This is a genomic window from Eubacterium sp. LMAG:50 (assembly GCF_008680265.1).
GTDB lineage: Bacteria > Bacillota > Clostridia > Lachnospirales > Lachnospiraceae > Eubacterium_U > Eubacterium_U album.
In genome coordinates this window covers 392223-416746 of sequence record NZ_NALP01000006.1, presented here as the reverse complement: position 1 = coordinate 416746, position 24524 = coordinate 392223, and the positions used below count along the sequence as shown (strand labels likewise).

Genomic DNA, 24524 nt, shown 5'->3' with positions numbered 1-24524 from the left:
TATAACAGAGAAAATTTATATTTATAAAAGTCTATTTTTTATAAAATTAATATTGAGAAAGGAAAAGTAAGGATGAAGTTTCAGGAATTAAATATATCAGATGAAATAAAGAAAGCAGTAAAAGATTTAGGATATGAAGAAGCAACTCCAATACAGGAAAAAAGCATTCCGGCAATTATGGAAGGAAAAGATGTAATAGGATTTAGCCAGACGGGAAGTGGAAAGACTGCTTCATTTGGAATACCGGCGATAGAACTTGTAGACATGACAATGAACAAAAAATTAAATCAGGTTCTTATACTATGCCCAACAAGAGAATTAGCATTGCAGGCAGCAGAAGAATTAAGAAAATTTGCAAAATACATAAAAGGATTAAATGTAGTATCTATATTCGGAGGGCAGAACATAGAAAGACAGTTTAAACATTTGCGTGAAGGAAGTCATATTGTAGTTGGAACACCGGGAAGAGTTATGGACCATATCCGTAGAAAAAGCCTTAAATTAGAACAGTTAAAGATGGTCGTGTTAGATGAAGCGGATGAAATGCTTAATATGGGATTTAGAGAAGATATTGAAACTATATTAAAGGCTACACCTGATGACAGACAGACAATTCTGTTTTCAGCTACAATGCCAAAGGAAATATTGGATATTACAAATAATTATCAGAAAAATCCTGAATTAATTAAAATAAAAAATAAGCAAATGACTGTAGACAGTATCGAACAAAGATTTTATCTTGTAGATAAAAATAAAAAGAAAAGTGCTACAGCATTGTTGCTTAGATATTACAGACCAAAACTTGCAATTATTTTTTGTAATACGAAGAGAATGGTTGATGAGTTGGTAGATTTCCTTGGAAAAAATAAATTTTTAGCACAGGGGTTACATGGTGATGTAAAACAGCAACAGCGAACAAATGTAATGAACCAGTTTAAGAAAGGTACATTTAATATTCTTGTTGCAACAGATGTGGCAGCAAGAGGAATTGATGTTAACAATCTTGATATTGTAATTAATTATGATTTACCTGAAGATAATGAATATTATGTTCATAGAATCGGAAGAACCGGAAGAGCAGGAAATGAAGGAAAATCATTTACATTAATAGATGGAAGAAAACAACTAGAAGATTTACGATACATTGAAAGATATGCTAAATGTGAAATTATTGAAAGTAAACTTCCGACAGTTGATGAAATAAAAACTCAGGATTATCAGCGAAACATTAACAGATTAAAGAAATTTATGGATAAGCACAATAGTTCAAATCAAAAAGAAATTGTTGAAATGTTAATTGAAGAAGGATATTCTTTGGAAAAAATTACTTTAGCATTAATGGATATGATGAATAGAAAAAATAATGATTATAGCGGCTTATCAGATGTTAAACCACTTGTAATTGTACGAAAAGAAAGAAAAAATAATGGTATAGGTAGAAAAAATAAAGCAGTAAAGAACAGACGTACAGAAAATGGGAAACAAACAGAGAAAGGAAGAAAGAACATATATAATAGAAAAAATAGTGAAGCAGAAAAGAAGAAATATAATGGTAAAAATAATGAATCAGATAAAAAAAGAAGAAAAAAGGGATTTGTAGAATCCGAAAATAGTAGCAGAAAATTTACAGAAAAAAAGAATAAAAAATCTGAAACAAACAAAAGAAAAAATAAACAAAAATAACGTAAAAATTTTGTAAAATAATTTATGGAAAATCTAAAACATAAAGGCTGCAAATGTTGACATAACAACCTAAAAGGAGTAACATTAATAAGTGATAATAGAATAAATGACCGAAGTAAAAATGCTGTTAGAATGAGAAATTTATGTTTCGCACTGATAGCATTTTATTTTATAAAAATTATGAATTAATACGAAAATTTCAGATTTGATTAGATATAAATTGCAACGTAAAAATAATTTGTAAGGAGGTAAATTTGCAAGCTAAACAATCCGGAATGTAATTAAAGGAGAAAAATTGAAATTAGAGAATAGTAAAAATAGTCATTTAGGACGAATGATGGGGAGTTTATCATTAGGGGTGATGATATTTGCTGTTGCTCTAGCAGTATTGATGAATATACAGACGACGAGAAAGAGAGTTTCGGAACAAACTGCACAGTATATAAAGATAAGTACCATGCAGAATGAACAGATAATAGACCGTCTGTTAGTTGATGCAAAGGAAAGTATTAAATCAATAGGTAAATTATTTGGACAAATTATTGATGAGAACGGAAATGTAACAGCACATGATATAGAATCGCTTAATCAGAATGTAAGTTTTGAAAGTCTGATTTATGTAAATAAACATGGAATAGGAATTGACCAGAATAATATCGAATATGCATTTGCAGATGCAACAGCGTATTATGATGCGTTAAAAGGTGATACAGTTATAGCACTAAATCCATTAGGTAATTCTGATATGCAAAACAGAATATGCTTCTTTGCCCCGGTAGAGAAGGACGGAGAGATAGCGGGAGTATTAGTAGGAAATTTTGATGATGCAACATTAAAGAAATTTATGAATACAAAACTGTTTGGTTATACTTCAACAGCGTTTATTTGTAGTGAATCAGGAGAAATAGTTGCAAATTCAGTAGGTATTTTACAAAGAACAACATTAACAAGTTACCTTAAAGAACACAATCTGATGGATGATAATGGTATAGCGGAATTAAGAAACAGCTTAAAGAACAAAAATCAATATGCATTTGAAATACATGGTAAAAATTATGAATCAAGTGCATATATGATGAGGCTTGAAAACAGTGGTCTTATTTTAGTTCAGGCATTCCCTGTTGAGGCTACGAATAAACTGAATGCAACTGCCAATAAGGATAGTTGGAGACTTGTAACTATTTTAGCGGTATTTTTCATTATTTATTTAATAGGAACGGTTGTGTTTAATGTAAAAAAACAACGTAATATAATGAATGAAAAAGAATCTGTTGAGAATATTGTAACTGCAATAACGCAGATGTTTGATAGATTTATTTTAGTAGATTTAGATGAAGATAAATACGAATATATAATAGAAGATGAAAATAAAAAGCTACCCGGAATCGGATTTGAAGGTAGTTATGGCGATATCCTTCAGAATATATTTAGCAAATGTTTTAAAAATGATGAAAAGCATACATCAGTAGATACGATGTTGCAAAGAGAAAAACTTATAGAACAATTAGATTTTGGAAAAGATAGTTTTAGCCTTGAATATTCAGAAGAATTTGATACAGATAATGAATTTAGATGGACAAATCTGGCTGTTCTTTGTGTAGAAAGAAGGAGAGGTGTACCTACAAAGGTATTAATGGCATCTCAGGACGAAACGGAACTAAAGAAAAAAGAAGTCCGTGATCAGGAAGCACTTAGAGAAGCGTATCAGGCAGCAGAAAATGCAAGTAATGCAAAAAGTGATTTCTTATCAAAAATGTCTCATGATATAAGAACTCCTATGAACGCCATTATTGGAATGACGGCTCTTGCAGGAAGTTATATAGATGATAAAGACAGAATGTTAGAATGCTTAAAGAAGATTACTTCTTCAAGCAAACTTTTGCTTGGATTAATCAATGAAGTTTTGGATATGTCCAGAATTGAATCAGGTAATATTAAACTTGTGGATGAAGATATTGAGTTATCAGTATTGCTTGAAGACGTCCTTGAATTGGTAAAGGGCGATGTGAAAAATAAGAATCTTGATTTGAATGTGTCGATAGAAAATATGAAGCATGAAAAGGTTATAGGCGACAGTATTCGAATACAGAAGATATTTACCAATATTATAAGCAATTCAATTAAATATACTCCAAATGGAGGAAAAATTAGTATTACGGTAAATGAAAAACCTACACATAGCAAGTCAACGTCCTGTTTTGAATTTATATTTGAAGACACAGGAATTGGTATGTCTAAAGAATTTGTCAAGAAAATATTTGTCCCATTCGAGAGGGCAGAGGACAGCCGAATTGATAAGATACAGGGTACCGGTTTAGGAATGGCTATTGTTAATAATATAATTCACATGATGGGAGGAGAAATTCAGGTTGAAAGTGAAATAAACAAAGGTTCCAGGTTTACCGTTACAATGGTTCTAAAGTTACAGGATGATAAAGAGGAAACAGATAAGGAATTAATAAACTTAAAGGTTTTAGTTGTTGACGATGAAAAAGTTGTATGTGATTCAACGTGCAAAGTTTTAAATTCTATTGGAATGAACAGCGAAGGTGTTACAACAGGAAAAGAAGCCGTTACAAGAGTTGTTGAAGAACATGAAAAGAATGATGATTTTTATGCAGCTATAATTGACTGGAATATGCCGGAAATGAACGGAATAGAAACAACAAAAGAGATAAGAAAAGCTGTTGGAAAAGATGTTCCGATAATAATTATGTCGGCATATGACTGGAGCGATATAGAAGAAGAAGCAAAAGCAGCCGGTGTTAATGCATTCATTTCTAAACCGTTGTTTAAGTCAAGGCTTACGACGACATTTAAGCAATTGCTTAATAATAATCAGGAAGAAGAGAATCCGCTATCTGTACTTAAGAATGAAGACTATAGTAATCGTAGAGCACTTGTAGTTGAAGACAATGAACTTAATGCAGAGATTATGAGAGAAATGCTTAATATGACTGGAATCAAAGTAGACCGTGCAGAAAATGGTAAAGTTGCAGTTGAAAAATTGGAAAGCGAACCTGAGAATTATTACGATATTGTGTTCATGGATATACAGATGCCGATTATGAATGGATATCAGGCTGCAGAAGCAATTCGACAAATGGATCAGAGAAAAGATGTTCATACAATTCCAATTATAGCAGTAACAGCGAATGCGTTTGTGGAAGATATTCTTACAGCAAAAGCAGCAGGAATGAATGAACATATAGCTAAACCTGTAGATATAAAAGAATTAGATGAGATACTACAAAAATGGCTGTAGATTAGCTTATAAGAAAAATTAAATACGGTTTATAGTATCATTTAATACATAAAAATGCGTAGTGTAAATTGAAACACTACGCATTTTTATTTGTATATTGTAAGACAAAGTTTATAAACTTAATTTTCAAATAAAACATTGTTTTATTTGTGGTTCTTTGTTTATTATTCTTTAGCACCATTAGAACCGGAAGAGCCATCATTTGAGCTACCTGAACCGTCTTTAGCATCATCAGAACCTGACGAATCAGAAGAACCACTTGAAACTGAAGTCTTTCTGTCAGCAGCATTGTCAGCAGCATTTGCCGAGCCAACTGTTACAGTCCCTGAGGTTGTTGCTTCTGTAGATGATTCGTTAGTAGTCTTTTTAGGAGTACCATAATGATAACTACATTTATTTGTTGGTGCAGTATCTTTTGAAAAATACTCTGTATAAGTATGAGGACATACGCCTTCGATTGCTAATGCACCTGATGATGAACAAAGAGTAACTTCTTCAACATCATCACTCATTTCAAAATCCTTAATTTTATAGCCCTTAACCTGATCAATTTGGCTCATAATTTTTGACCATAATCTTTCATGATATGCTTGATCGGAACCAAGCTCCTTGTTTTCATCATATCCTGTCCAAATTGATGCAGTAAGATATGGTGTATATCCGCAGAACCATAAGTCGTAAGCACTTGAAGTTGTACCTGTTTTACCTGAAACAGGCATTCCGTCTGTAAGCGCACATGCTTTACCTGTACCTTCAGTAATAACACTTGTCATTCCCTGAGTTAAAAGTGAAGCAGTAGATGACTTAAGAACTGTATGTGTAGTAGGAGTAGTATTGTCTAATAATATTCTTCCGTTACTATCAACTACTTTTGAATAAAATACAGGTCTTGTATAAGTTCCCTGATTTGCGATTGTTGCATATGCAGCAGTTATTTCCAAATTAGTAATACCATCAGTAATACCACCAAGTGCTAAAGGCTGTTGAATATCAGAAACAACTGAACCGTCTTTTTCAGTTCTGTTTTGAACTAATGTTGTAAAACCAAAATTTAATAAATAATCAAAGCCAAGTTGCGGTGTAATTTCTGTAAGTGTTTTTACGGCACATACATTCATGGAATCAGCTATAGCCTTTCTGACTGTAACAGTACCACGGTAACCGCTATACCAGTTTTTAACAGGACGTCCATTAGAATAATTAAAAGGTTCATCCTTTATTTTAGTAGTTAAAGTATATCCCATTGTATCAATTGCCGGTGCATAGGTTGATAAAACTTTAAATGTTGAACCCGGCTGTCTTGTTGATTGAGTAGCACGGTCAAGACCTAAACTAACCTTCTTAGAACCTCTTCCACCAACAATAGCTTTAACGTATCCTGTATATTGGTCCATAACTGTGAATGAAGCCTGAGGTTGAGGAGTGTAATATAAAGTTTCATATTCAACATCATCATCAGCTAATCCATCAGGATATAAATATTTTTTATATTGTTTTACACATTCTTTTGCAGCTTCTTTTGTTGAAAAAATTAATTTAAAAGAAGATTCGTTCAAAAGAACTTTGTGATAATAATTGATGTAACTTTCTGAATAGTTTTCAGTTGTTCCATCAGCGTGCTGAATTGTCCATGCCCAGTTAATGGAATAAGAAACTGTATTGGGATAGTTTTCAGCGTTTGATAATTCTTTATTGCAAATTTTTTGGATTTTTGAATCCTGAGTAGTGTAAATTTTTAAACCACCACTATATACGGCGTTATAAGCCTGAGTATAAGTATAACCTTTTTGTTCCTGTAAATCGCTCATAACCTGAGAAACCACTTCATCAACAAAGTAAGAGTAAACATTGTTGCTCTGAGTAATCTGATTATCTACAGACTGAATACGACTGTATACATCATCTTTCATAGCCTCATTATATTCATCTTTAGTTATATGACTGGCATCTAGCATATTTTTTAGAATTTTCTTCCTACGTTTAGCGTTAGCCTTCGGGTGATATATAGGGTTGTAAGCAGCCGGATTCTGTGTGATTCCGGCAATTACGGCACATTCTGATAAAGTTAAATCACTGACATCTTTATCAAAATATCTATGGGAAGCAGCCTGAACTCCTAATGTATTAGAACCAAGATTGATTGTATTCAAATATGTTTCAAGGATAGTTTCTTTTTTAGTAACTTTTTCAAGTTGAATTGCAAGATACTGTTCCTGAAGTTTACGTTTGACCTGATCACCTAAAGTTTCCTCTGAAGTCCAATCAGTAAAAACATTATTCTTTAAAACCTGTTGTGTAATAGTGCTTGCACCTTCGGAAGGGTTTAAAGTTGTAATTGCTACAACAACAGCTCGTCCGATACCCTGAATATCAATACCGTTATGTTCATAAAAACGGGCATCCTCAGTATCGATAAAAGCCCATTTTAAATTATCAGGTACCTGATCAATTGAAACCTTTATTCTGTTAGAACCGGAAGTGACAAGTTTTGCAATTTCCTTTTCTTTATTATTATAAACAGTTGTTGAATAAGAAGAAGGTACAATTGATACATCTTGAATATCAGGTGCAGCATCAATAATTCCACGAACAATACCAAAAACAAGGGCACATCCCGTTATACATATTAAAAGCAAAATGTATAATAAAATCTTGAAAAATACCACTAAACTCTTTTTTGAAAGACGTTGACCGGTTGAAACAAGATTCTTTTGTTTAGATATTGTTTCTCTATAACCATAGTTCATAAATAATCCTCCTATCCGCTACATTATAGCAAAAGTATATATTTTTATAAAGTAAAAAAGAAAAATATAAGACAAAATTCATAAATTTATCGAGAACAATGTTGAAATATAAAATATTACCTATTAAAATATACCTAAATAATTTAGAAAAACACCAAATCCTTTTTGAGACGGATGGCATATTTAATTAAAAAACGCTCGCGCTGCTTGACACTCGTAGCGGTTCTAAACCTCCATCTCATATTTTCCTTAGGACTTATGTTCCTAAGAAAAATATAGCTGTCGCTTTGAACCGACGGCGTCAAATGCATTTTATTTAAATATGCCATCCGTCTCAATTTAGATTTGGTGTATTTTTAAAAATTTTATGGGAGTATTTTAATGAGTGAATATAAAATAGTTGCAAAACCGGGAGTTGGTGAGTTTGTAGATAAAAAATCCAGGTTTATAGCGCATGTATATGCAATAGATTCGGAAGAGCAGGCTCAAGGATATATAGAAGAATTAAAGAAAAAATACTGGGATGCAAGACATAATTGTTACGGATATGTAATTGGTAAAAATAATGAAACACAGAGGTTCTCAGATGATGGGGAACCAAGTGGTACAGCTGGAAAACCAATACTGGAAGTTATAAAAGGAAATGATATTCATAATGTTTTAATTGTTGTAACAAGATATTTCGGAGGAACTCTACTTGGAACGGGTGGTTTAATAAGAGCTTATACAAAATCTTCTCAGGATGGAATTGAAAATGCTTCTATTGTATGCAAAATTCAGGGAATAAGAACAAAAATAGAAACTGATTACAATGGCATTGGAAAGATTCAATATATTGCTGCAAGCATGGGAATAAAAAACATGGATACAATTTACACTGAAAAAGTCATAATTGATATCACGGTTAAGAAGGAAGATTATGACGGATTTGAAAAGAAAGTTGTAGAAGCGACAAATGGAAAAGCAGTATTTGGAGAAAAAGAAGAAGCGGAATTTGTTGTGGAATAATAATAGACAGAATAATAATAGGCAGGTGTAAAAATTATTGAAAACGATGTTTCTATGTGGTAAAATGAACATTTGTGATACAATAAACAAAGATTTATTTAAGTAGGAAAGAGAAAAAATGATTAGAGAAGATGTAAGAAACATAGCTATTATAGCTCACGTTGACCACGGTAAAACAACTTTAGTAGATGAATTGTTAAAGCAGAGTGGTGTTTTTAGAGAAAATCAGGAAGTAGCAGAAAGAGTAATGGACTCAAATGATATTGAAAGAGAGAGAGGTATTACAATTCTTTCAAAAAATACTGCCGTAACATATAAGGATACAAAAATTAATATTATTGATACACCGGGACATGCTGACTTTGGTGGAGAAGTAGAACGTGTACTTAAGATGGTAAACGGTGTTGTTCTTGTTGTAGATGCATTTGAAGGTGCAATGCCACAGACAAGATTCGTTCTTCAGAAAGCATTAGAACTTCAGCTTCCTGTTATTGTATGTATAAATAAGATTGACAGACCGGAAGCAAGACCTTTAGAAGTAATAGATGAAGTATTAGAATTATTTATAGAATTAGATGCAAATGAAGAACAGTTAGACTGCCCATTTGTATTTGCTTCAGCAAAACAGGGATTTGCAACATTAGATTTAGATAAGCAGACAACAGATATGAAAGACTTATTTGATACTATCGTTGATTATATTCCTGCACCACAGGGCGATCCTGATGCAGATACACAGGTATTAATCAGCACAATTGATTACAATGAATATGTTGGTAGAATCGGTGTTGGTAAGATTGATAACGGTACTTTAAAGATTAATCAGGATGTAGCTTTAGTCAACCATCATGAACCGGACAAAATGGAAAAGGTTAAGATTACAAAGTTATATGAATTTGACGGATTAAATAAAGTAGAAGTTAAGGAAGCAACAGTAGGTTCAATTGTTGCTATAGCCGGAATTACAGACCTTCATATCGGAGATACACTTTGCTCTTTAGATAATCCTGTAGCAATTCCATTCCAGAAGATTTCAGAACCTACAATTTCTATGCATTTTATGGTAAATGATAGTCCGCTTGCAGGTCAGGAAGGTAAATTTATTACTTCAAGACATTTAAGAGACAGATTGTTTAGAGAATTGAATACAGACGTAAGTTTAAGAGTGGAAGAAACAGAATCAACAGACTCTTTCAAAGTATCAGGAAGAGGAGAACTTCATCTTTCAGTATTAATTGAAAATATGAGAAGAGAAGGATACGAATTTGCCGTAAGTAAAGCTGAAGTTATTTATAAAGAAGATGAAAGAGGCAAGAAATTAGAGCCTATGGAAATCTGCTATATTGATGTGCCTGAAGAATTTGCAGGAACAATCATTCAGAGATTAAGTGACCGTAAAGGCGAACTTCAGGGGATGGCTCCAACAAATGGTGGCTATACAAGATTGGAATTTTCAATTCCTTCAAGAGGATTAATTGGTTACAGAGGTCAGTTTATGACTGATACAAAAGGTAACGGAATTATGAATACAGTATTTGACGGATATGGTCCATACAAGGGAGATGTTCAGTATAGAAAACAAGGCTCATTAATTGCATTTGAAGCAGGTGAAGCTATTACTTATGGATTATTCAACGCTCAGGAAAGAGGAACATTATTTATCGGACCTGGTGAAAAAGTTTATGCAGGTATGATAGTTGGTCAGACAGGAAAAGCAGAAGATATCGAAGTTAACGTATGTAAGACAAAACATTTGTCAAATACAAGAACATCAAGTTCAGATGAAGCTTTAAGACTTGTACCAAAGAAAGTATTAAGCTTAGAGCAGTCACTTGAATATATTGATACTGATGAACTTTTAGAGATTACACCTGAAAGTCTTAGAATTAGAAAGAAAATTCTTGACCCAACAATGAGAAAGAGAGCGCAAAGAAATAAATAAAATTATAATTTGCAAATCAATAAGAAACGATTACCTATGATTTATGTCATGAGTAATCGTTTTATTATTTTTGTGAAAATAAAGTGAAAGGCATAGTTTGGCTTCAGTTTATTAATTTTGAAGAAATCACGCTATGAAACAGAAATGAAATTAAAAAAGTAGAAACAGAAATAAAATTAAAAAAGTAGTTGATTTTTATTTGGAAATATAATAAAATCAATTTGGCTATAAATGATTTGTAACATTACACGATATTAAGTGTAAAGGGGTACAAACCAATGAATTATGAGAATTTTGTTAAGAAAATTCACGGGGAATTTGAAATGCTTGCTGAAAGAAAAGGTCTTTCAGGCAGAGTTGTTATTAGGGACATAGTAAAGAATAACAATGTACATCTAAAATCTATAAGTGTTGTTAATGATGAAAATCGGGCAACGCCAACAATCTATTTGGAATCTTACTATGAAGAATTTTGTCAGGGAAAGGATATTTCGGATATAGCGAATGAGATATTTGAAATGTATATTATGAATTCCTGTGGACTAAATTTTAGTATGGAAGATTTTATGAACTATTCCTATATAAAGAATAAAATAGCATATAAAGTAATTAATTACGATATGAACAGAGAGATGCTTAAGACTGTTCCACATTTACATATTTTAGATTTGGCAATTGTGTTTAATATTGTGATAGAAGAAGATGCGTATAATTCAGCTACTGCGATGATTAAGAAAGAACATTTAGATATGTGGCAAGTCAGCAAAAAAGAAATTGAAGAAGTAGCGTTAACTAATACACCTGAATTAATGCCTCCGGTTATAATGAGAATGGAAGATTTACTTGCTGAGATGATTATTAATGATATTTCGATGCAATGGGATGATGAGGATGAACAGGAACAATGGGATTTTGTTAAAGAAGATTGTGCTTATGGTGGACATCCGAAAGAAAAAGTGTCAGAATATGTACGTGAAGAAATTGAAAAAATGAAATATGATGATAAGATTGATATGTATGTTCTGACAAATGAAAAAAGAATTAATGGTGCAGGAACGATGTTTTATGATGGATTACTTAAGAAGTTTGCGGATAAAATAGAAAAAGATTTAATAATAATTCCAAGTTCTGTTCATGAAGTAATATTGATACCAAAAGATAATGAAATTTCAGATGAAGAAATAAATGAGATGATTGGTGAAGTTAATGAAAATGAATTAGAAACAGTTGAAATTTTATCAAATCATATGTATTTATACTGCAGAAGAGACGACAGAATATACATGTAAAATAAAAAAGGACAACAGTTAATTTGACAACGGTTGTCCTTTTTTATGGTATAAAATAAATAAACTATCTATATTCTAAATTATCTAATTCACGCTGAAGTGCATACATATTATTTCTTACTTCGTCAATTTTAGCTGTATATTGATTGAAAAATTCAACCTCTTCTTCATCTGGATCGCGCTGCTCGAGAATAGCCTGTACTATCGCAGACTGTGAACGTGAACGTTTAGATTCAAGTAGAGTGATTTCATCTTTACATTTTTTAATACCTTTACGTAATTTTGATTTCTTAAACATAGTCCATTCTCCTTTATAAATAGTTTACATTGTAAACTAAAATATTAATTAAATCCTAGCAAAACCTCTTTTTAAATTGTATCAAATTAATAGGCATAATGCAATAAATATATGGCTCTTTGTCAAGAGTGGGGGTAAAAAGATTTTTGACACAGTTGTGAACTATTGTTCACAACTGTGTTTTCTCTTTTAAGCAGAAGTCATAAGGATTCTATTCCTAAAGTTCTCAAAATTTCTATATCCGTAAGCATTTCGCTTAATTACTTTAATCTTGTTGTTGGTTCCTTCTGTAAATCCGTTGGAATAAGGACAGTCAAAAGCATTCAGTATGTATTTGACCCAGTTTGATAACATTGTTAATGTAGCGTTGAATTCTTCCAGTTCGCTTGCCTGCACTGATAGTATAAATTTTCTAAGTTTCCTATAAGCTTCATCCCTGTTTTTAGATTCCATAAAGTCATAGAACTGTTCTTTTAAATAATAAGCTACAGCTAAGTCATTTGACTGCATAAGCATGACTTCCAATGCCTGCTTACTTTCGTCATTAAGTTTCCAATAATGAGATAACGATATTCGCCGGCTTCTCTTAAAATACTTACGCTTTGAAGGAGGCATATCCTTTTGAATACGTTTTCTTACATTTTCTAAAGCCCAGGTAATATATCTGACCACATGAAACCTGTCAATGACTATGTTTGCATTAGGAAAATAAGTTTCTGCAATGTCTCGATAAACATAGTTCATATCTATAATAAAATATCGTACATCTTTTCTGTTTTGAAATTCTAATAGATAATCCTTCAGTTTATATTGAGTTCTTGAAGGAAGAATATCAAATATTTTATGATTTTTCGGATCCGTTAGTATTGCCTGAAACTTCTCGCCACCGGCGTTTCCTTTGAATTCATCAATGGATAAAACTTGTGGAAGAACAGAAGGTTTAGGGTATTTAATATCTTCCATTCTTCTAAAAATAGTAGAAGGTGATATTCCAACCTGCCGGGCTACTGCAGAAACATTTTGAGCCTCTTTAAGCATATTTATAGCAAGAAAATTTAGTCTGTTTGTAATTCTGCAATGCTTAGGAAGTAAAGTAAAGTTCTCGTTGAAATGTTTGCCACAACAATCACAGTGATATCTTCTTTTTGAGTAATGAAGATACGTGTTTTTACCCATTATTGGTGCATCTTTTATAATTGAAGGACGATAGTCATGAACTTTATTTGTCACTGCACCACAACATGGACAAACGTGATCACGACGTTCAATTTTAAAGTAAATATGCATTTCTTCTGGATATGATTCAACATTTGTTATAATTAAGTCTTTTATTTCTAGGATATTTGATATAAAATCATTGTTAGGAATAGGCAATCTCCTTTCGGTTATTTTGTGGTGATTTAATTATAAAGGTTATAGGTTCCTGTGCCTACTTTTTTTACTTAAAAATTAAAAAGGCTCTAAACCTTACCCACCCCAAGTAAAGTTTAGAGCCTTTATTTTGCTTTTTATAACTGAAAATAGTGAAAAACAATGGGAAATTATCGAATTATGGATAATAATAATTGAGTTAAATGTGAATTTGTAAAAAACGCGCCTAACAGGAGTCGAACCTGCGTTACCGCCTCCGGAGGGCGGCGCTCTATCCACTAAGCTATAGGCGCATAAAAATATAATACAGGAATCTTAAGAAAATATCAAATATTTTTGTTGTATAATAAATAGTGTCGTATTGAATTTGGAGAAATAATTTGATATAGTTTAAGGAGGTTTTGTTTAAAATAATATAGAAATATTTAAATAAAATTATGTATTGGACAATGAGTATTGGAAAACGACAACAGGAAGTCGATAGAAATACAAAGATAATACAAGGAGCATTTAATAATGGGCTTTAAAAGTAATGGAATAAATGATTTTGATATAGAAGCATTAAAAAGAGAACAGGAAGAAAAGAAGAGATTAGCTAAGCTTGAAGAAGAAAGAGCAGCAGCTGAGAAGAAAAGACTTGAAGAAGAAGCTTTAAAACAGCAGGAATTACAGAAGCAGGAAGAACAGGCAATTTCTAATGACACAGAAGTTGTTGAACTTCAGGATACACCTGACGGATTAACAATGATGGGTGAAGATGGCAATGAAATTTCAATAGATAAAGAACAGAATGGTAATCCGGTAGATGTATCAACAGATATAACAGAAGATACAGTATCTGAATCACAGACATCAGATACAGTTATAAATGATACAGAAAGCGAAGATGAAATTAAGTCGGAAGAGGCTACGCTTGAAACGTTAGATAATGCATATTTAGATGAAGTGATGAAACAGCAGCCGGAGGAAGAAGAACCTCAGGATGAAGTAAGTAGATTGTTAAAGCAGATTTATGCTGATGAAGAAGCTGCCAAAAAGGCAAAGAAAGCCAAAGAGGAAAAAGAAGAAAAAGAAAAGAAACAAAAAGGAAAAAATAAAAAGAAGAAAAGTGCTAAGAATAATAAACAAAAAGCCGGATATAGTCATTCAATATATGGAGAAAATGATGATGATGACTACGATGATGACGATAAAGGTATTAGCAGATTTATTCCTGTAATAGGAATTGTTGTGGTAGTTATAGCGGTAATTGCACTTATAGCAGTTGGAATTAACGCAACAAATTATAAGAAAAATGACGAACCTGAAACAACATCATATGATCAGGCAAGCAATCCATTACAGGAAGATTCATATGAAGATATCTCTGATGTTGTAAAACTTTACTATCAGGCAAAGGCAGCAGGTGATGTTAATGCATTAGCACAATATGTAGACAATATGGATGGTATTACTGAGGATAGCTTAGCAGAAGAATCATCTTATATAACAGGATATTCAGATATAACATGCTATACAAAGAATGGATTATATGCTAACACATATGTAGTATTTGTAAGATATTCATTACAGATTAAGAATATTGCAACTCCAGCACCTGGAATCTCTATACTATATGTAATCAGAGATGATGAAACGGGAAATATTTATATTCATAATGGAGTTACAGATAAAGAAGTTCTTGATTATATTAGTATGATTTCTCAGGATGATGATGTTGTAGCATTGTATACGGAAGTTAATAATTCATTAAATGATGCATTGAATGCAGATGGAGATTTAAAGAATTTCTACGATGCACTTGCAACTCAGAACAATGCAAATCAGAGTACAAATGATGGAGCAGCTCAGTAGCATTTGAAAATTAGAAACTTTAGAGATATATAAAGAGAGAACAAAATGAATAATATATGCTATATAGTTGGTGCCGGAGATAATACCGGCACCAATTTTACAAAAAAAGAAAATGATTATGTAATAGCAGTGGATGGCGGATATAAGATTGTTAAAAAATTAGGAATTAGTCCTGATTTGACATTAGGAGATTTTGATTCATTAGGTTATGTTCCTGATGAATTAAATATAAAGACTTTTCAAGTAGAAAAAGATTATACAGATACAATGATTGCCGTTATGGAAGCTATTAAGCTAGGATATACAGATATTAGAATTTACGGTGGTACAGGTGGAAGAGCTGACCATACATTTGCAAATATACAGACTTTGCTTTATGGTGCAAAAAAAGGTGCAGATATGCGTATGGTAGATAGCGATAGAGTTTACAACGTAATAAATGATTCTAAAATCATATTAAAAAATAGAATTTGCGTAAATCTGTCCATTTTTGCTTTAGGTGATAAAGCGGAAGGAGTTTCTATTTTAGGAGCAAAGTATGAACTTAAAGATGGAACTTTGACAAATGATTATCCACTTGCAGTAAGCAATACATTTGTGGGAAATGATGTAAGTGTTGAAGTGAAAAAAGGTGCACTTTTAATTATTTATGACCGTTAAAATATTGGTGATAAGATAGATGTAGAAAAATGTAAATAGCGTTGGGAATAATCCCGGCGTTTTTTATTCTAAAGGAACATGATATGGATAATAAAAAGAAAGAAGTAAAAGACGAACACGAATTAATAAGGTTAAATAAATTTTTAAGTGATGCAGGAGTATGTTCAAGAAGAGAAGGGGACAGACTTATTGAAGCAGGTAAAGTAGTTGTTAATGGTAAAGTCGCATTAATGGGACAAAAAGTGACTATAAATGACGATATTGTTGTAAATGAACAAAGGGTTTCAAGAGAAGACGAAAGAATACTTATAGCACTTAATAAGCCTGTTGGAATAGAATGTACAACAGATTTGAATAATAAAGATAATATTGTTGATTTTGTAAATTATTCAAAGCGAATTTATCCGGTGGGACGTTTGGATAAAAATTCACAGGGATTAATATTAATGACAAATGACGGCTCGTTAGTTAATAGCATTTTAAAAGCGTCTAATGGACATGAAAAAGAATATCACGTGTGGACAGATAAGCAGATAACAGATGAATTCGTTGAAAAGATGAGTAGTGGAGTTGAAATATTAGATACGGTTACAAGACCTTGTAAAGTAGTCAGATTAAAGAAAAATATGTTTTCAATAGTTCTTACACAAGGGCTTAACAGACAGATTAGAAGAATGTGTGAGGCATTAGGTTATAGGGTTGTAAAATTAAAGCGCATCCGTATAATGAACATCGAGTTAGGAAATCTTCCAATTGGAAGTTATAGAGATGTGACAAAAGAAGAATTTGAAACAATGGCAGAAAGTTTTAGAAAATAAAAATTATAAATAATTTTGAAAGGTAAATAAAATGGCGCAGTTAGATAGAATAAAGGAGTTAGTTGAGCTTTTAAACGAAGCTTCAAAGGCATATTATCAGGAGAGCAGAGAAATTATGCCTAATATTGAATATGACAGGTTATACGATGAATTAGTAGAACTTGAAAAGGAAACAGGCATTGTATTGGCAAATAGCCCTACTGTAAATGTAGGTTACGAGGTTATTAGTGAATTACAAAAAGAAACACATGAAAGTCCTATGTTATCTCTTGATAAGACAAAGGATGTAGCAACACTTGCTTCATTTGCAGGAGAAAGAAAAGCACTTTTGTCATGGAAACTAGACGGACTTACTGTAGTTTTAACATACAATAACGGAACTCTTGAAAAGGCAGTTACAAGAGGAAATGGTATTGTAGGAGAAGTAATTACAAATAATGCTAAAACATTTAAAAATATTCCAATTAATATTTCATATAAGGGACAGCTTGTGCTAAGAGGAGAAGCGGTAATTAAGTATTCGGATTTTAAAAAAATAAATGCCACAATAGAGGATGCGGATGCAAAATATAAAAATCCCAGAAATTTATGCTCGGGCTCAGTACGTCAGCTTAACAATGAGATAACTGCAAAAAGAAATGTAAACTTTTTTGCATTTGCCCTAATTAGTGCTCCGGGAGTAGATTTTGGAAATTCTATGGCGAATCAGATGAAATGGCTTGAAGAACAGGGATTTCAGGTTGTAGAACATAAAGAGGTAACTGAAGCAAATATGCAGCAGGCTGTAGAATATTTTGCAGAAAAAATAAAGACATTTGATGTTCCATCAGATGGACTTGTATTAATGTATGATGATTTAGCTTATGGAGCATCTCTTGGCTCGACAGCAAAATTTCCTAGAAATGGAATAGCATTCAAATGGGCAGATGAGCAGGCCGAAACAAAATTAAAATACATTGAATGGAGTGCAAGCAGAACAGGTCTTATAAATCCTGTGGCTGTGTTTGAACCTGTTGAACTTGAAGGGACAACTGTTAGCAGGGCAAGTGTTCATAATGTAAGTATTATGGAAGAACTTGAACTTGGTGTGGGTGATAGTATTTTAGTTTATAAAGCAAATATGATTATCCCGCAGATTGCAGAAAATCTTACAAAAAGTGGAAATGTAGAAATTCCTGACAAATGTCCTGTATGTATGGGCAATACAATAATAAAGAATGAAAACGGAATTAAGACTTTGTATTGTGACAATCCTAAATGCCCTGCAAAACATGTTAAGGCATTTTCTCATTTTGTATCAAGAGATGCAATGAATATAGAAGGACTATCAGAAGAAACTTTGGAAAAATTTATAGATGAAGGTTATATTAAAGAATTTGCTGACATTTTCCACTTAGACAGATTTAAAGAGGAAATAGTAAATAAAAAAGGATTTGGTGAAAAATCATATAATAATATAACAGCAGCAGTTGAAAAATCCAGAAGAGTAACTCTTCCATCGTTTATCTATAGTCTTGGAATTGCTAATATAGGAATTTCAAATGCAAAGATGATTTGTAAGCAGTTAGATTCTATCGACAAAATCAGAAATGCAACAGTTGAAGAACTTGTGGCTATTGATAGAGTTGGAGAGATTATGGCAAAGAAGTTTGTTGAATATTTTGCAGATGAAGAAAACAATAGAAAGCTTAATAATTTATTATTAGAGGTTGAACTTTATATTGAGCAAAGTAATGATGAACAGGTACTTGAAGGAAAAACGTTTGTTATAACAGGAACTGTAAATGAATTTGCAAATAGAAATGAACTTAAAAAGTTTATTGAAGATAGAGGGGGAAAAGTAACAGGTAGTGTTACAGGAAAGACAAATTATTTGATTAATAATGATATAAATTCAAATTCATCAAAAAATAAAAAGGCAAAGGAACTTGGTGTTGAAATAATAGATGAACAGGGATTTATGAAATTAGTGGCACAGAATTAATTCTAAAGGGATTTTATGATTGGGTAGGATTGTGGGGAACAATCCGTAGGCATCAAAGTTGAGGCTTTTGACCTCAATATCATTTTATAAAAATATAAAGCAACAGAAAATTGGAAAAGTTAAACAAAAAACTTTTTTAATTTCCTGTTGCTTTTTTAATTATAAGTGTTATAATGATTTGGTAATTTAAAAATAAAGTTATAATACATATAACTAAAAAGTAATAACTCAACTCGAGAAGGAGAAGAAAATGAGAAAAAAGGTTATAGCATTAGCTATGATAGCTGCAATGGTAGTATCATTAACAGCTTGTGGAGGAAAGAACAACGATAAGCAGGGAAAGGATAGTACTGAAACTTTAAAAGTTGCATATCAGTCAGGAATTGCTTATGCACCAATTTTAGTAATGAAGGATCAGAAACTTATTGAAAAGAATTATGATGGAAATGTTGATATTGATTGGCAGTTGCTTTCGGGTGGAGCAGCAATCAGCGAGGGATTAACTTCTAATACAGTTGATGTAGGAGCAATAGGAACAGGAGTTGCAATTACAGGGGCTAAAGCAGGTGCACCATATAAGATTTTTGCAGGAATGTCATCACAGCCTTATAGAATATCAACAAATAAAGAAGAAATTAAGACTTTAAAGGATATAACAAAGGAAGACCAGATAGCTATTACAGGAATTAACAGCCAGCCACATATAGTTTTGGCAATGGCAGCTAAAGCTTATCTTGGAGATGCTCATGCATTGGATGCTAATCTTGTAGCACAGCCAAATGCAGACGGATATACATCATTAGTAAGTGGTGCAGTTCAGTGTCACATGATAATGTCACCGTATTGCTTTATGGAACAAAACAAAGAGGGAATTCATCAGATTGAGGTTGATGAAAGTGTATGGCCTGTAGGAGATACAACTATTGTAGGTGTTGCAACAGAAAAATTAAAAGAAGAAAGACCAAAGTTATATGAAGCAGTTTGTAAGGCAATGGATGATGCAATTGAATTTATAAATGATAATCCTGAAAAAACAGCAGATATTTTAAAAGATTATTACGATGCATCGCAGGAAGAAATTGTGTCGTGGTTAACTAATGATGCGTCAGTATTTTCAACAAAGCTTCAGGGCGTTAAGAAGTTATCTGATTTTATGGTAGAAGAAGATTTCCTCGATAAAGGACCTGAAAGCATAAGTGAAATAGCATTTGATAATGTGGAAGGAAATTAAATTGTTTAAATAACAAAGTTGAATAAGACTAGCCTGTTTAAATATTTTAGCTTGTTATTAATAATAGTTGAAAAATAAGTAACACAAAAGAGAAAATTAAACATTTTACAAAATGAAACATAAAGGAGCATGGAGATGAAGAAAAAAATTGTGGCATTGATTATGTCAATGGTATTGGCAGTAACATTTACAGCGTGTGGAAGCAGTTCAGACAATACAGAAAGTAAGAAAGATAACGGTAAAGAAAAAATCACAATAGCATATCAGTCAAGTATTGCATACGCACCGATACTGGTAATGATGAATCAAAAACTTATTGAGAAACATTATGACGGAGAAGTGAATATTGACTGGCAGATGCTTGCAAATGGTGCAGCTATTAATGAAGGTTTAACATCAGGCTCAGTTGATATTGGGTGTATGGGAGCAGCTCCTGCGATTACAGGTATTAAAGCAGGAATTCCGGGAAAGATTTTTGCGGGAATTTCATCACAGCCATATGGTATTTTAACAAATCAGGATGATATAAATTCATTAAAAGATATTACAGCTCAGGATCAGATAGCAATTACAGGATTGAACAGTCATCCACATATTTTGTTAGCAATGGCGGCTAAGGCATATCTTGGAGATGCACATGCACTAGACGGAAAACTTACGGTTTTATCAAATGCAGATGGATATACATCATTATTAAGTGGTGCAGTCCAATGTCACATGGTAATTTCTCCATATAATTTTATGGAAGAAGCAGCGGATAATGTTCATAAAATTGAAATAGGTGAAGATGTATGGCCTAATGGAAATACATTTATTGTAGGTGTTGCTTCAAATAAGTTAAAAGAAAATAAACCTGAATTATATCAGGCAGTTTGTGATGCAATGGAAGAAGCAATGGAATACATTAAGGAAAATCCACAGGAAACAGCTGAAATATTGTCAGATGGATATGATGCAACAGCAGATGAAATTCTTTCATGGATGAATGATCCGGCTTCAAGTTATACAACACAACTTCAGGGAATTATGGATTTAGCAGACTTTATGGTAGAAGCAGGATTTCTTGAAAATGGTCCAAAAGATATAAGTGAAATTGCATTTGATAATGTAAAAGGAAATTAATATAAAGTAGAAGAAATTGAGTAATCACATAAATGAAAATGCTGCTAAGTAGTGTAAAACGACTTAGTAGTATTTTTGTGTGAATAAATGTGAAAACCGTATATGGATAAAAGCATAAGAAAGTAGAAAGGAACAGGAAAAGCAGTGAAGAAAAGTACAAAGAGATTAATTGCACAGTTAGTATTTATAGTTGCAGTTTTTGCAGTGTGGGAATTGTATTACTATAACGTAATTGAACCAAGTGGTAAGACACTTTTATTCCCTGAACTTAGAAGTGTAGGTAAGGCATTTATGAATGCGTTTACGGTAAATGGGTTTGGAGCTATGGTTGCACATTCAATGCAGCTTATGTTAAAAGGTCTTTTAATAGGTGTAATATTGGCACTTATTTTTTCAAGTTTAGCAGTTGTAAGTGATACATTTTATGCTATTTACAATATGATTGTATCAATGTTTGACCTGATTCCGGGTATTGCGTTGACACCGATTGCAATTCTTTGGTTAGGAATTGGAGATGCATCAATTATATTTATCGTAATTCATTCAGTTGTATGGCCGATGTCAAGAAGTATTATAGATGGCTTTAATGCAGTTCCAAAATTATATTTGGAAGTAGGAGAAAACATTGGACTTAGTCCTGTAAGATTAGTATTTGGTGTATTTTTGCCGGCAGCTCTTTCGAGAATTTTCTCAGGTATAAAAATGGGATGGGCAAGAGCATGGAGAGGTTTAATAAGTGCAGAAATGCTTTTTGGAAGTGGCGGTTCAAAAGGAATTGGTTACTACATTACAGATAGAAGAACAAATATGGATATCGCCGGAGTATTTGCAACAATTTTAGTTATCATTTTAATTGGTTTAGTTGTTGAATACGGAGTATTTAGAACTATTGAGAATCACACATTTAAGAAATGGGGGATGTCAAGATAATGGATAAGAATATTTTAAAAATCAGAAATTTGGTAAAACAATACGATAATTCACAAAATGTAATTTTAAAAGGAATTGATTTAGATTTAAATGAAGAGGATTTCTTATGTATATTAGGACCGTCAGGATGCGGAAAATCAACAATGATTAGATGCATAGCGGGATTTGAAGGATACGAAGGAACGATTGAAGTTAGCGGAGAAAAAGTTACAAAACCGGGACCTGACAGAATTATGGTTTTTCAGGATTTTAATCAGTTATTTCCGTGGAAAACAGTTTTAGGAAATATAACATACCCACTTAAAGTAGGTGGAATGAAGGATAAGGAAGAAAGAAAAAAGAGAGCTGAAAAGTACTTAGAAAAAGTAAATTTATCACAGTACAAAAACTACTATCCACATCAATTGAGCGGTGGTATGAAGCAGCGAGTAGCCATTGCAAAAGGGCTTGCATTAGGCTCAAAGATTATTTTAATGGATGAACCATTTGCCAGCTTAGATGCCATGACTAGAAATAAAATGCAGTCAGAGTTACTTCATATAAAGGAAAAGGAAAAAATGACTGTAATTTTTATTACACATAATATTCAGGAGGCAATTTCTCTTGGAAACAAAATTATGGTTATGTCTAAAAATGGAACAATTAAGGAAAAAATGGATAATCCGATTTCTAAACCTGTAACACCTGCAAGCGAAGGATACGGAGAATTGTGGGAGCATTTGAATAATGCATTAACAGAAGAAAATAAAGAAAAATGATCAGAATCAATATGAGGAGAAAGCAATAATGAATAATGAAGTAGCATCAATTTTAGAAGCAATAAAGATACATGCGAAAGAAACTCCTGATAAATTATGTGCCGGGGATAAGAAAAAATCAGCAACCTACAGCGAATTTTGGGATATGATTCAAAGGGCAGCGACATATTTGAAAAATAGTGGAGTAAGAAAGGATTCCATCGTCGTAATAAGAGGAGTTCAGAAGGTGGAATATCTTGTGGCAGCACTTGGAATACAGTTAGCAGGAGCTGCATATCTTCCTCTTGAAAAAGCAGTAAAAGATGATAGAATTCTTGAAATTATGAGGTTTGTTGAGGCAGATGTTTATGTGGCAGAAAAACCTGTGAATAATGAAAATGTGAAAAATATAAGTTTAAAAGAATTGCTTAAAATTGTGACGGATAAGACAAGTCCAATAGAAACATTTGAAATGCCTAAGTCGAATCAGTTGGCCGAAATTTTATTTACAACTGGTACAACAGGAAAATCAAAAGGAATAGAAGTTACATTTAAGACAGATATTGCTATTGCACAAAATGTTATAGACAGCGTTGAAATGGGCAAAGATGAGGTGGAATTGCTTTCAACTCCGATTAATCATTCTTTAGCAATTAGAAGATTTTATGGAGCAATGTACAATGGAAGTACAGCCATTTTGACAGATGGTTTTGTATTTGTGGAAGATTTCTTTAAGCTGCTTGATAATTATAAAATTACAGCTATTACATTTGTTCCTGCAATATTAGATATGGTTTTAAAATTTGCAAAAGATAGATTTGCAACATATGACAGTCAGTTTAATTATATTCAAATGGGTTCAGCACCATTGTCAGAAGCAGATAAGGAATTATTAACTAAGATGTTTCCTACTGTAAGACTTTACAACACATATGGTGCTACAGAATCAGGGTGTACAGTAATCCTTGAATTTAATAAATATGCTGATAAGAAAAACTGTATCGGAAGAACTACAGTTAATACTACAATTTTCTTTGTGGATGAAAATAGAAACGAGATTGAAGCATCATTTAAAAATCCGGGATACATGGCATTTAAAGGTGACATGAATATGCGTGGATATTACAAAGAACCTGAAATTACAAAAGAGGCATTGGAGAATGGAAATATTTATACAAATGATTTAGGATATGTTGGAGATGATGGACTCGTATATCTTCTTGGCAGAAAAGGAGATGTTATTAACATGGGTGGACTAAAGATTGCTCCTACGGAAATAGAAGAAGTTGTTGTAACGCATGAAAAAATCAAAGATTGCGCATGTATTCCTATTAAAGATGAAATTACAGGTGAAGCACCAAAACTTTTTGTCGTAATGAATGAAGGATGCGAATTTGATCAGAAAGAAATTGCAAAATTTATGCTAAATAAGCTTGAAGCGTTTAAAGTTCCAAAAGTTTTTGAAGTTATAGATGAAATTCCAAGAACTTTTAATGGAAAAATTATAAGAAAAAAATTAAAAGAATTGAATAAGTAACAAATATGTGGTAGATATATATTTATAAAAATATTGCCATGAGGAGGA

At 32.3% G+C, this 24524-nt stretch carries 17 protein-coding genes and 1 tRNA gene; 14 read left to right on the top strand and 4 right to left on the bottom strand.

Translation table 11 applies throughout. The features are described 5' to 3' along the window. Window positions 1–72: 72 nt before the first annotated feature. Window positions 73–1683 carry a DEAD/DEAH box helicase gene (locus CCC31_RS04655; protein WP_022088336.1) on the top strand — a complete coding sequence of 537 codons (1611 nt, stop codon included), beginning with the start codon at window positions 73–75 and terminating at the stop codon, window positions 1681–1683. Between the two features lie 295 nt (window positions 1684–1978). Then, window positions 1979–4948 (top strand): hybrid sensor histidine kinase/response regulator, encoded by a 2970-nt coding sequence (locus CCC31_RS04650; RefSeq protein ID WP_022088337.1) that lies wholly within the window; start codon window positions 1979–1981, stop codon window positions 4946–4948. A 164-nt stretch (window positions 4949–5112) separates the two neighbouring features. Here the strand turns inward: CCC31_RS04650 and CCC31_RS04645 are convergent, their stop codons facing one another. Then, the gene (locus CCC31_RS04645) at window positions 5113–7695 is read right to left on the bottom strand and encodes a transglycosylase domain-containing protein (protein WP_022088338.1); all 2583 of its coding nucleotides are present in this window, start codon (window positions 7693–7695) and stop codon (window positions 5113–5115) included. A 381-nt stretch (window positions 7696–8076) separates the two neighbouring features. On the opposite strand from CCC31_RS04645, the gene CCC31_RS04640 reads away from it, so the two are divergent. The 3 genes from CCC31_RS04640 (at window position 8077) to CCC31_RS04630 (ending at window position 11934) form a co-directional block, all read left to right on the top strand. Further along, a complete protein-coding gene (locus tag CCC31_RS04640; protein WP_243003024.1) occupies window positions 8077–8703 on the top strand; it encodes a YigZ family protein in 627 nt (208 codons plus the stop codon). A gap of 118 nt (window positions 8704–8821) precedes the next feature. After that, window positions 8822–10645 (top strand): translational GTPase TypA, encoded by a 1824-nt coding sequence (gene typA / locus CCC31_RS04635; RefSeq protein ID WP_290849960.1) that lies wholly within the window; start codon window positions 8822–8824, stop codon window positions 10643–10645. 278 nt (window positions 10646–10923) lie between these two features. After that, window positions 10924–11934 (top strand): DUF5688 family protein, encoded by a 1011-nt coding sequence (locus tag CCC31_RS04630; RefSeq protein ID WP_117909657.1) that lies wholly within the window; start codon window positions 10924–10926, stop codon window positions 11932–11934. 64 nt (window positions 11935–11998) lie between these two features. On the opposite strand, the gene CCC31_RS04625 is transcribed toward CCC31_RS04630, so the two are convergent. The 3 genes from CCC31_RS04625 to CCC31_RS04615 all read right to left on the bottom strand — a co-directional run bounded on the left by CCC31_RS04625 (window position 11999) and on the right by CCC31_RS04615 (window position 13896). Further along, window positions 11999–12232 (bottom strand): hypothetical protein, encoded by a 234-nt coding sequence (locus CCC31_RS04625; RefSeq protein WP_022088342.1) that lies wholly within the window; start codon window positions 12230–12232, stop codon window positions 11999–12001. 189 nt (window positions 12233–12421) lie between these two features. Next, window positions 12422–13606: an ISL3 family transposase gene (locus tag CCC31_RS04620; RefSeq protein WP_290849957.1), complete on the bottom strand. Its 1185-nt coding sequence runs from the start codon at window positions 13604–13606 to the stop codon at window positions 12422–12424. Between the two features lie 218 nt (window positions 13607–13824). Further along, window positions 13825–13896, bottom strand: a tRNA-Arg gene (locus CCC31_RS04615). A 223-nt stretch (window positions 13897–14119) separates the two neighbouring features. On the opposite strand from CCC31_RS04615, the gene CCC31_RS04610 reads away from it, so the two are divergent. The 9 genes from CCC31_RS04610 (at window position 14120) to CCC31_RS04570 (ending at window position 24476) form a co-directional block, all read left to right on the top strand. After that, on the top strand, window positions 14120–15457 hold the full coding sequence (locus tag CCC31_RS04610) for a hypothetical protein (protein WP_290849955.1): 1338 nt from the start codon (window positions 14120–14122) through the stop codon (window positions 15455–15457). A 45-nt stretch (window positions 15458–15502) separates the two neighbouring features. Continuing rightward, window positions 15503–16117, top strand: a complete 615-nt coding sequence (locus tag CCC31_RS04605) for a thiamine diphosphokinase (RefSeq protein ID WP_022088346.1) — start codon at window positions 15503–15505, stop codon at window positions 16115–16117. A gap of 83 nt (window positions 16118–16200) precedes the next feature. Next, window positions 16201–16935, top strand: a complete 735-nt coding sequence (locus CCC31_RS04600; protein ID WP_290849952.1) for a pseudouridine synthase — start codon at window positions 16201–16203, stop codon at window positions 16933–16935. A gap of 31 nt (window positions 16936–16966) precedes the next feature. Continuing rightward, entirely contained in the window at window positions 16967–18919 is a 1953-nt protein-coding gene (ligA, locus tag CCC31_RS04595; protein WP_117909646.1) for an NAD-dependent DNA ligase LigA, read from the top strand. 250 nt (window positions 18920–19169) lie between these two features. Then, on the top strand, window positions 19170–20150 hold the full coding sequence (locus tag CCC31_RS04590) for an ABC transporter substrate-binding protein (RefSeq protein WP_290849950.1): 981 nt from the start codon (window positions 19170–19172) through the stop codon (window positions 20148–20150). 135 nt (window positions 20151–20285) lie between these two features. Further along, on the top strand, window positions 20286–21272 hold the full coding sequence (locus CCC31_RS04585) for an ABC transporter substrate-binding protein (protein ID WP_290849948.1): 987 nt from the start codon (window positions 20286–20288) through the stop codon (window positions 21270–21272). A gap of 144 nt (window positions 21273–21416) precedes the next feature. Then, window positions 21417–22202, top strand: a complete 786-nt coding sequence (locus tag CCC31_RS04580) for an ABC transporter permease (protein WP_022088351.1) — start codon at window positions 21417–21419, stop codon at window positions 22200–22202. Continuing rightward, window positions 22202–22960 (top strand): ABC transporter ATP-binding protein, encoded by a 759-nt coding sequence (locus CCC31_RS04575; RefSeq protein ID WP_290849945.1) that lies wholly within the window; start codon window positions 22202–22204, stop codon window positions 22958–22960. The genes CCC31_RS04580 and CCC31_RS04575 overlap by 1 nt, the downstream gene beginning before the upstream one ends. Before the next feature lie 28 nt (window positions 22961–22988). Further along, a complete protein-coding gene (locus tag CCC31_RS04570; RefSeq protein WP_290849943.1) occupies window positions 22989–24476 on the top strand; it encodes a class I adenylate-forming enzyme family protein in 1488 nt (495 codons plus the stop codon). Window positions 24477–24524 lie beyond the last annotated feature (48 nt).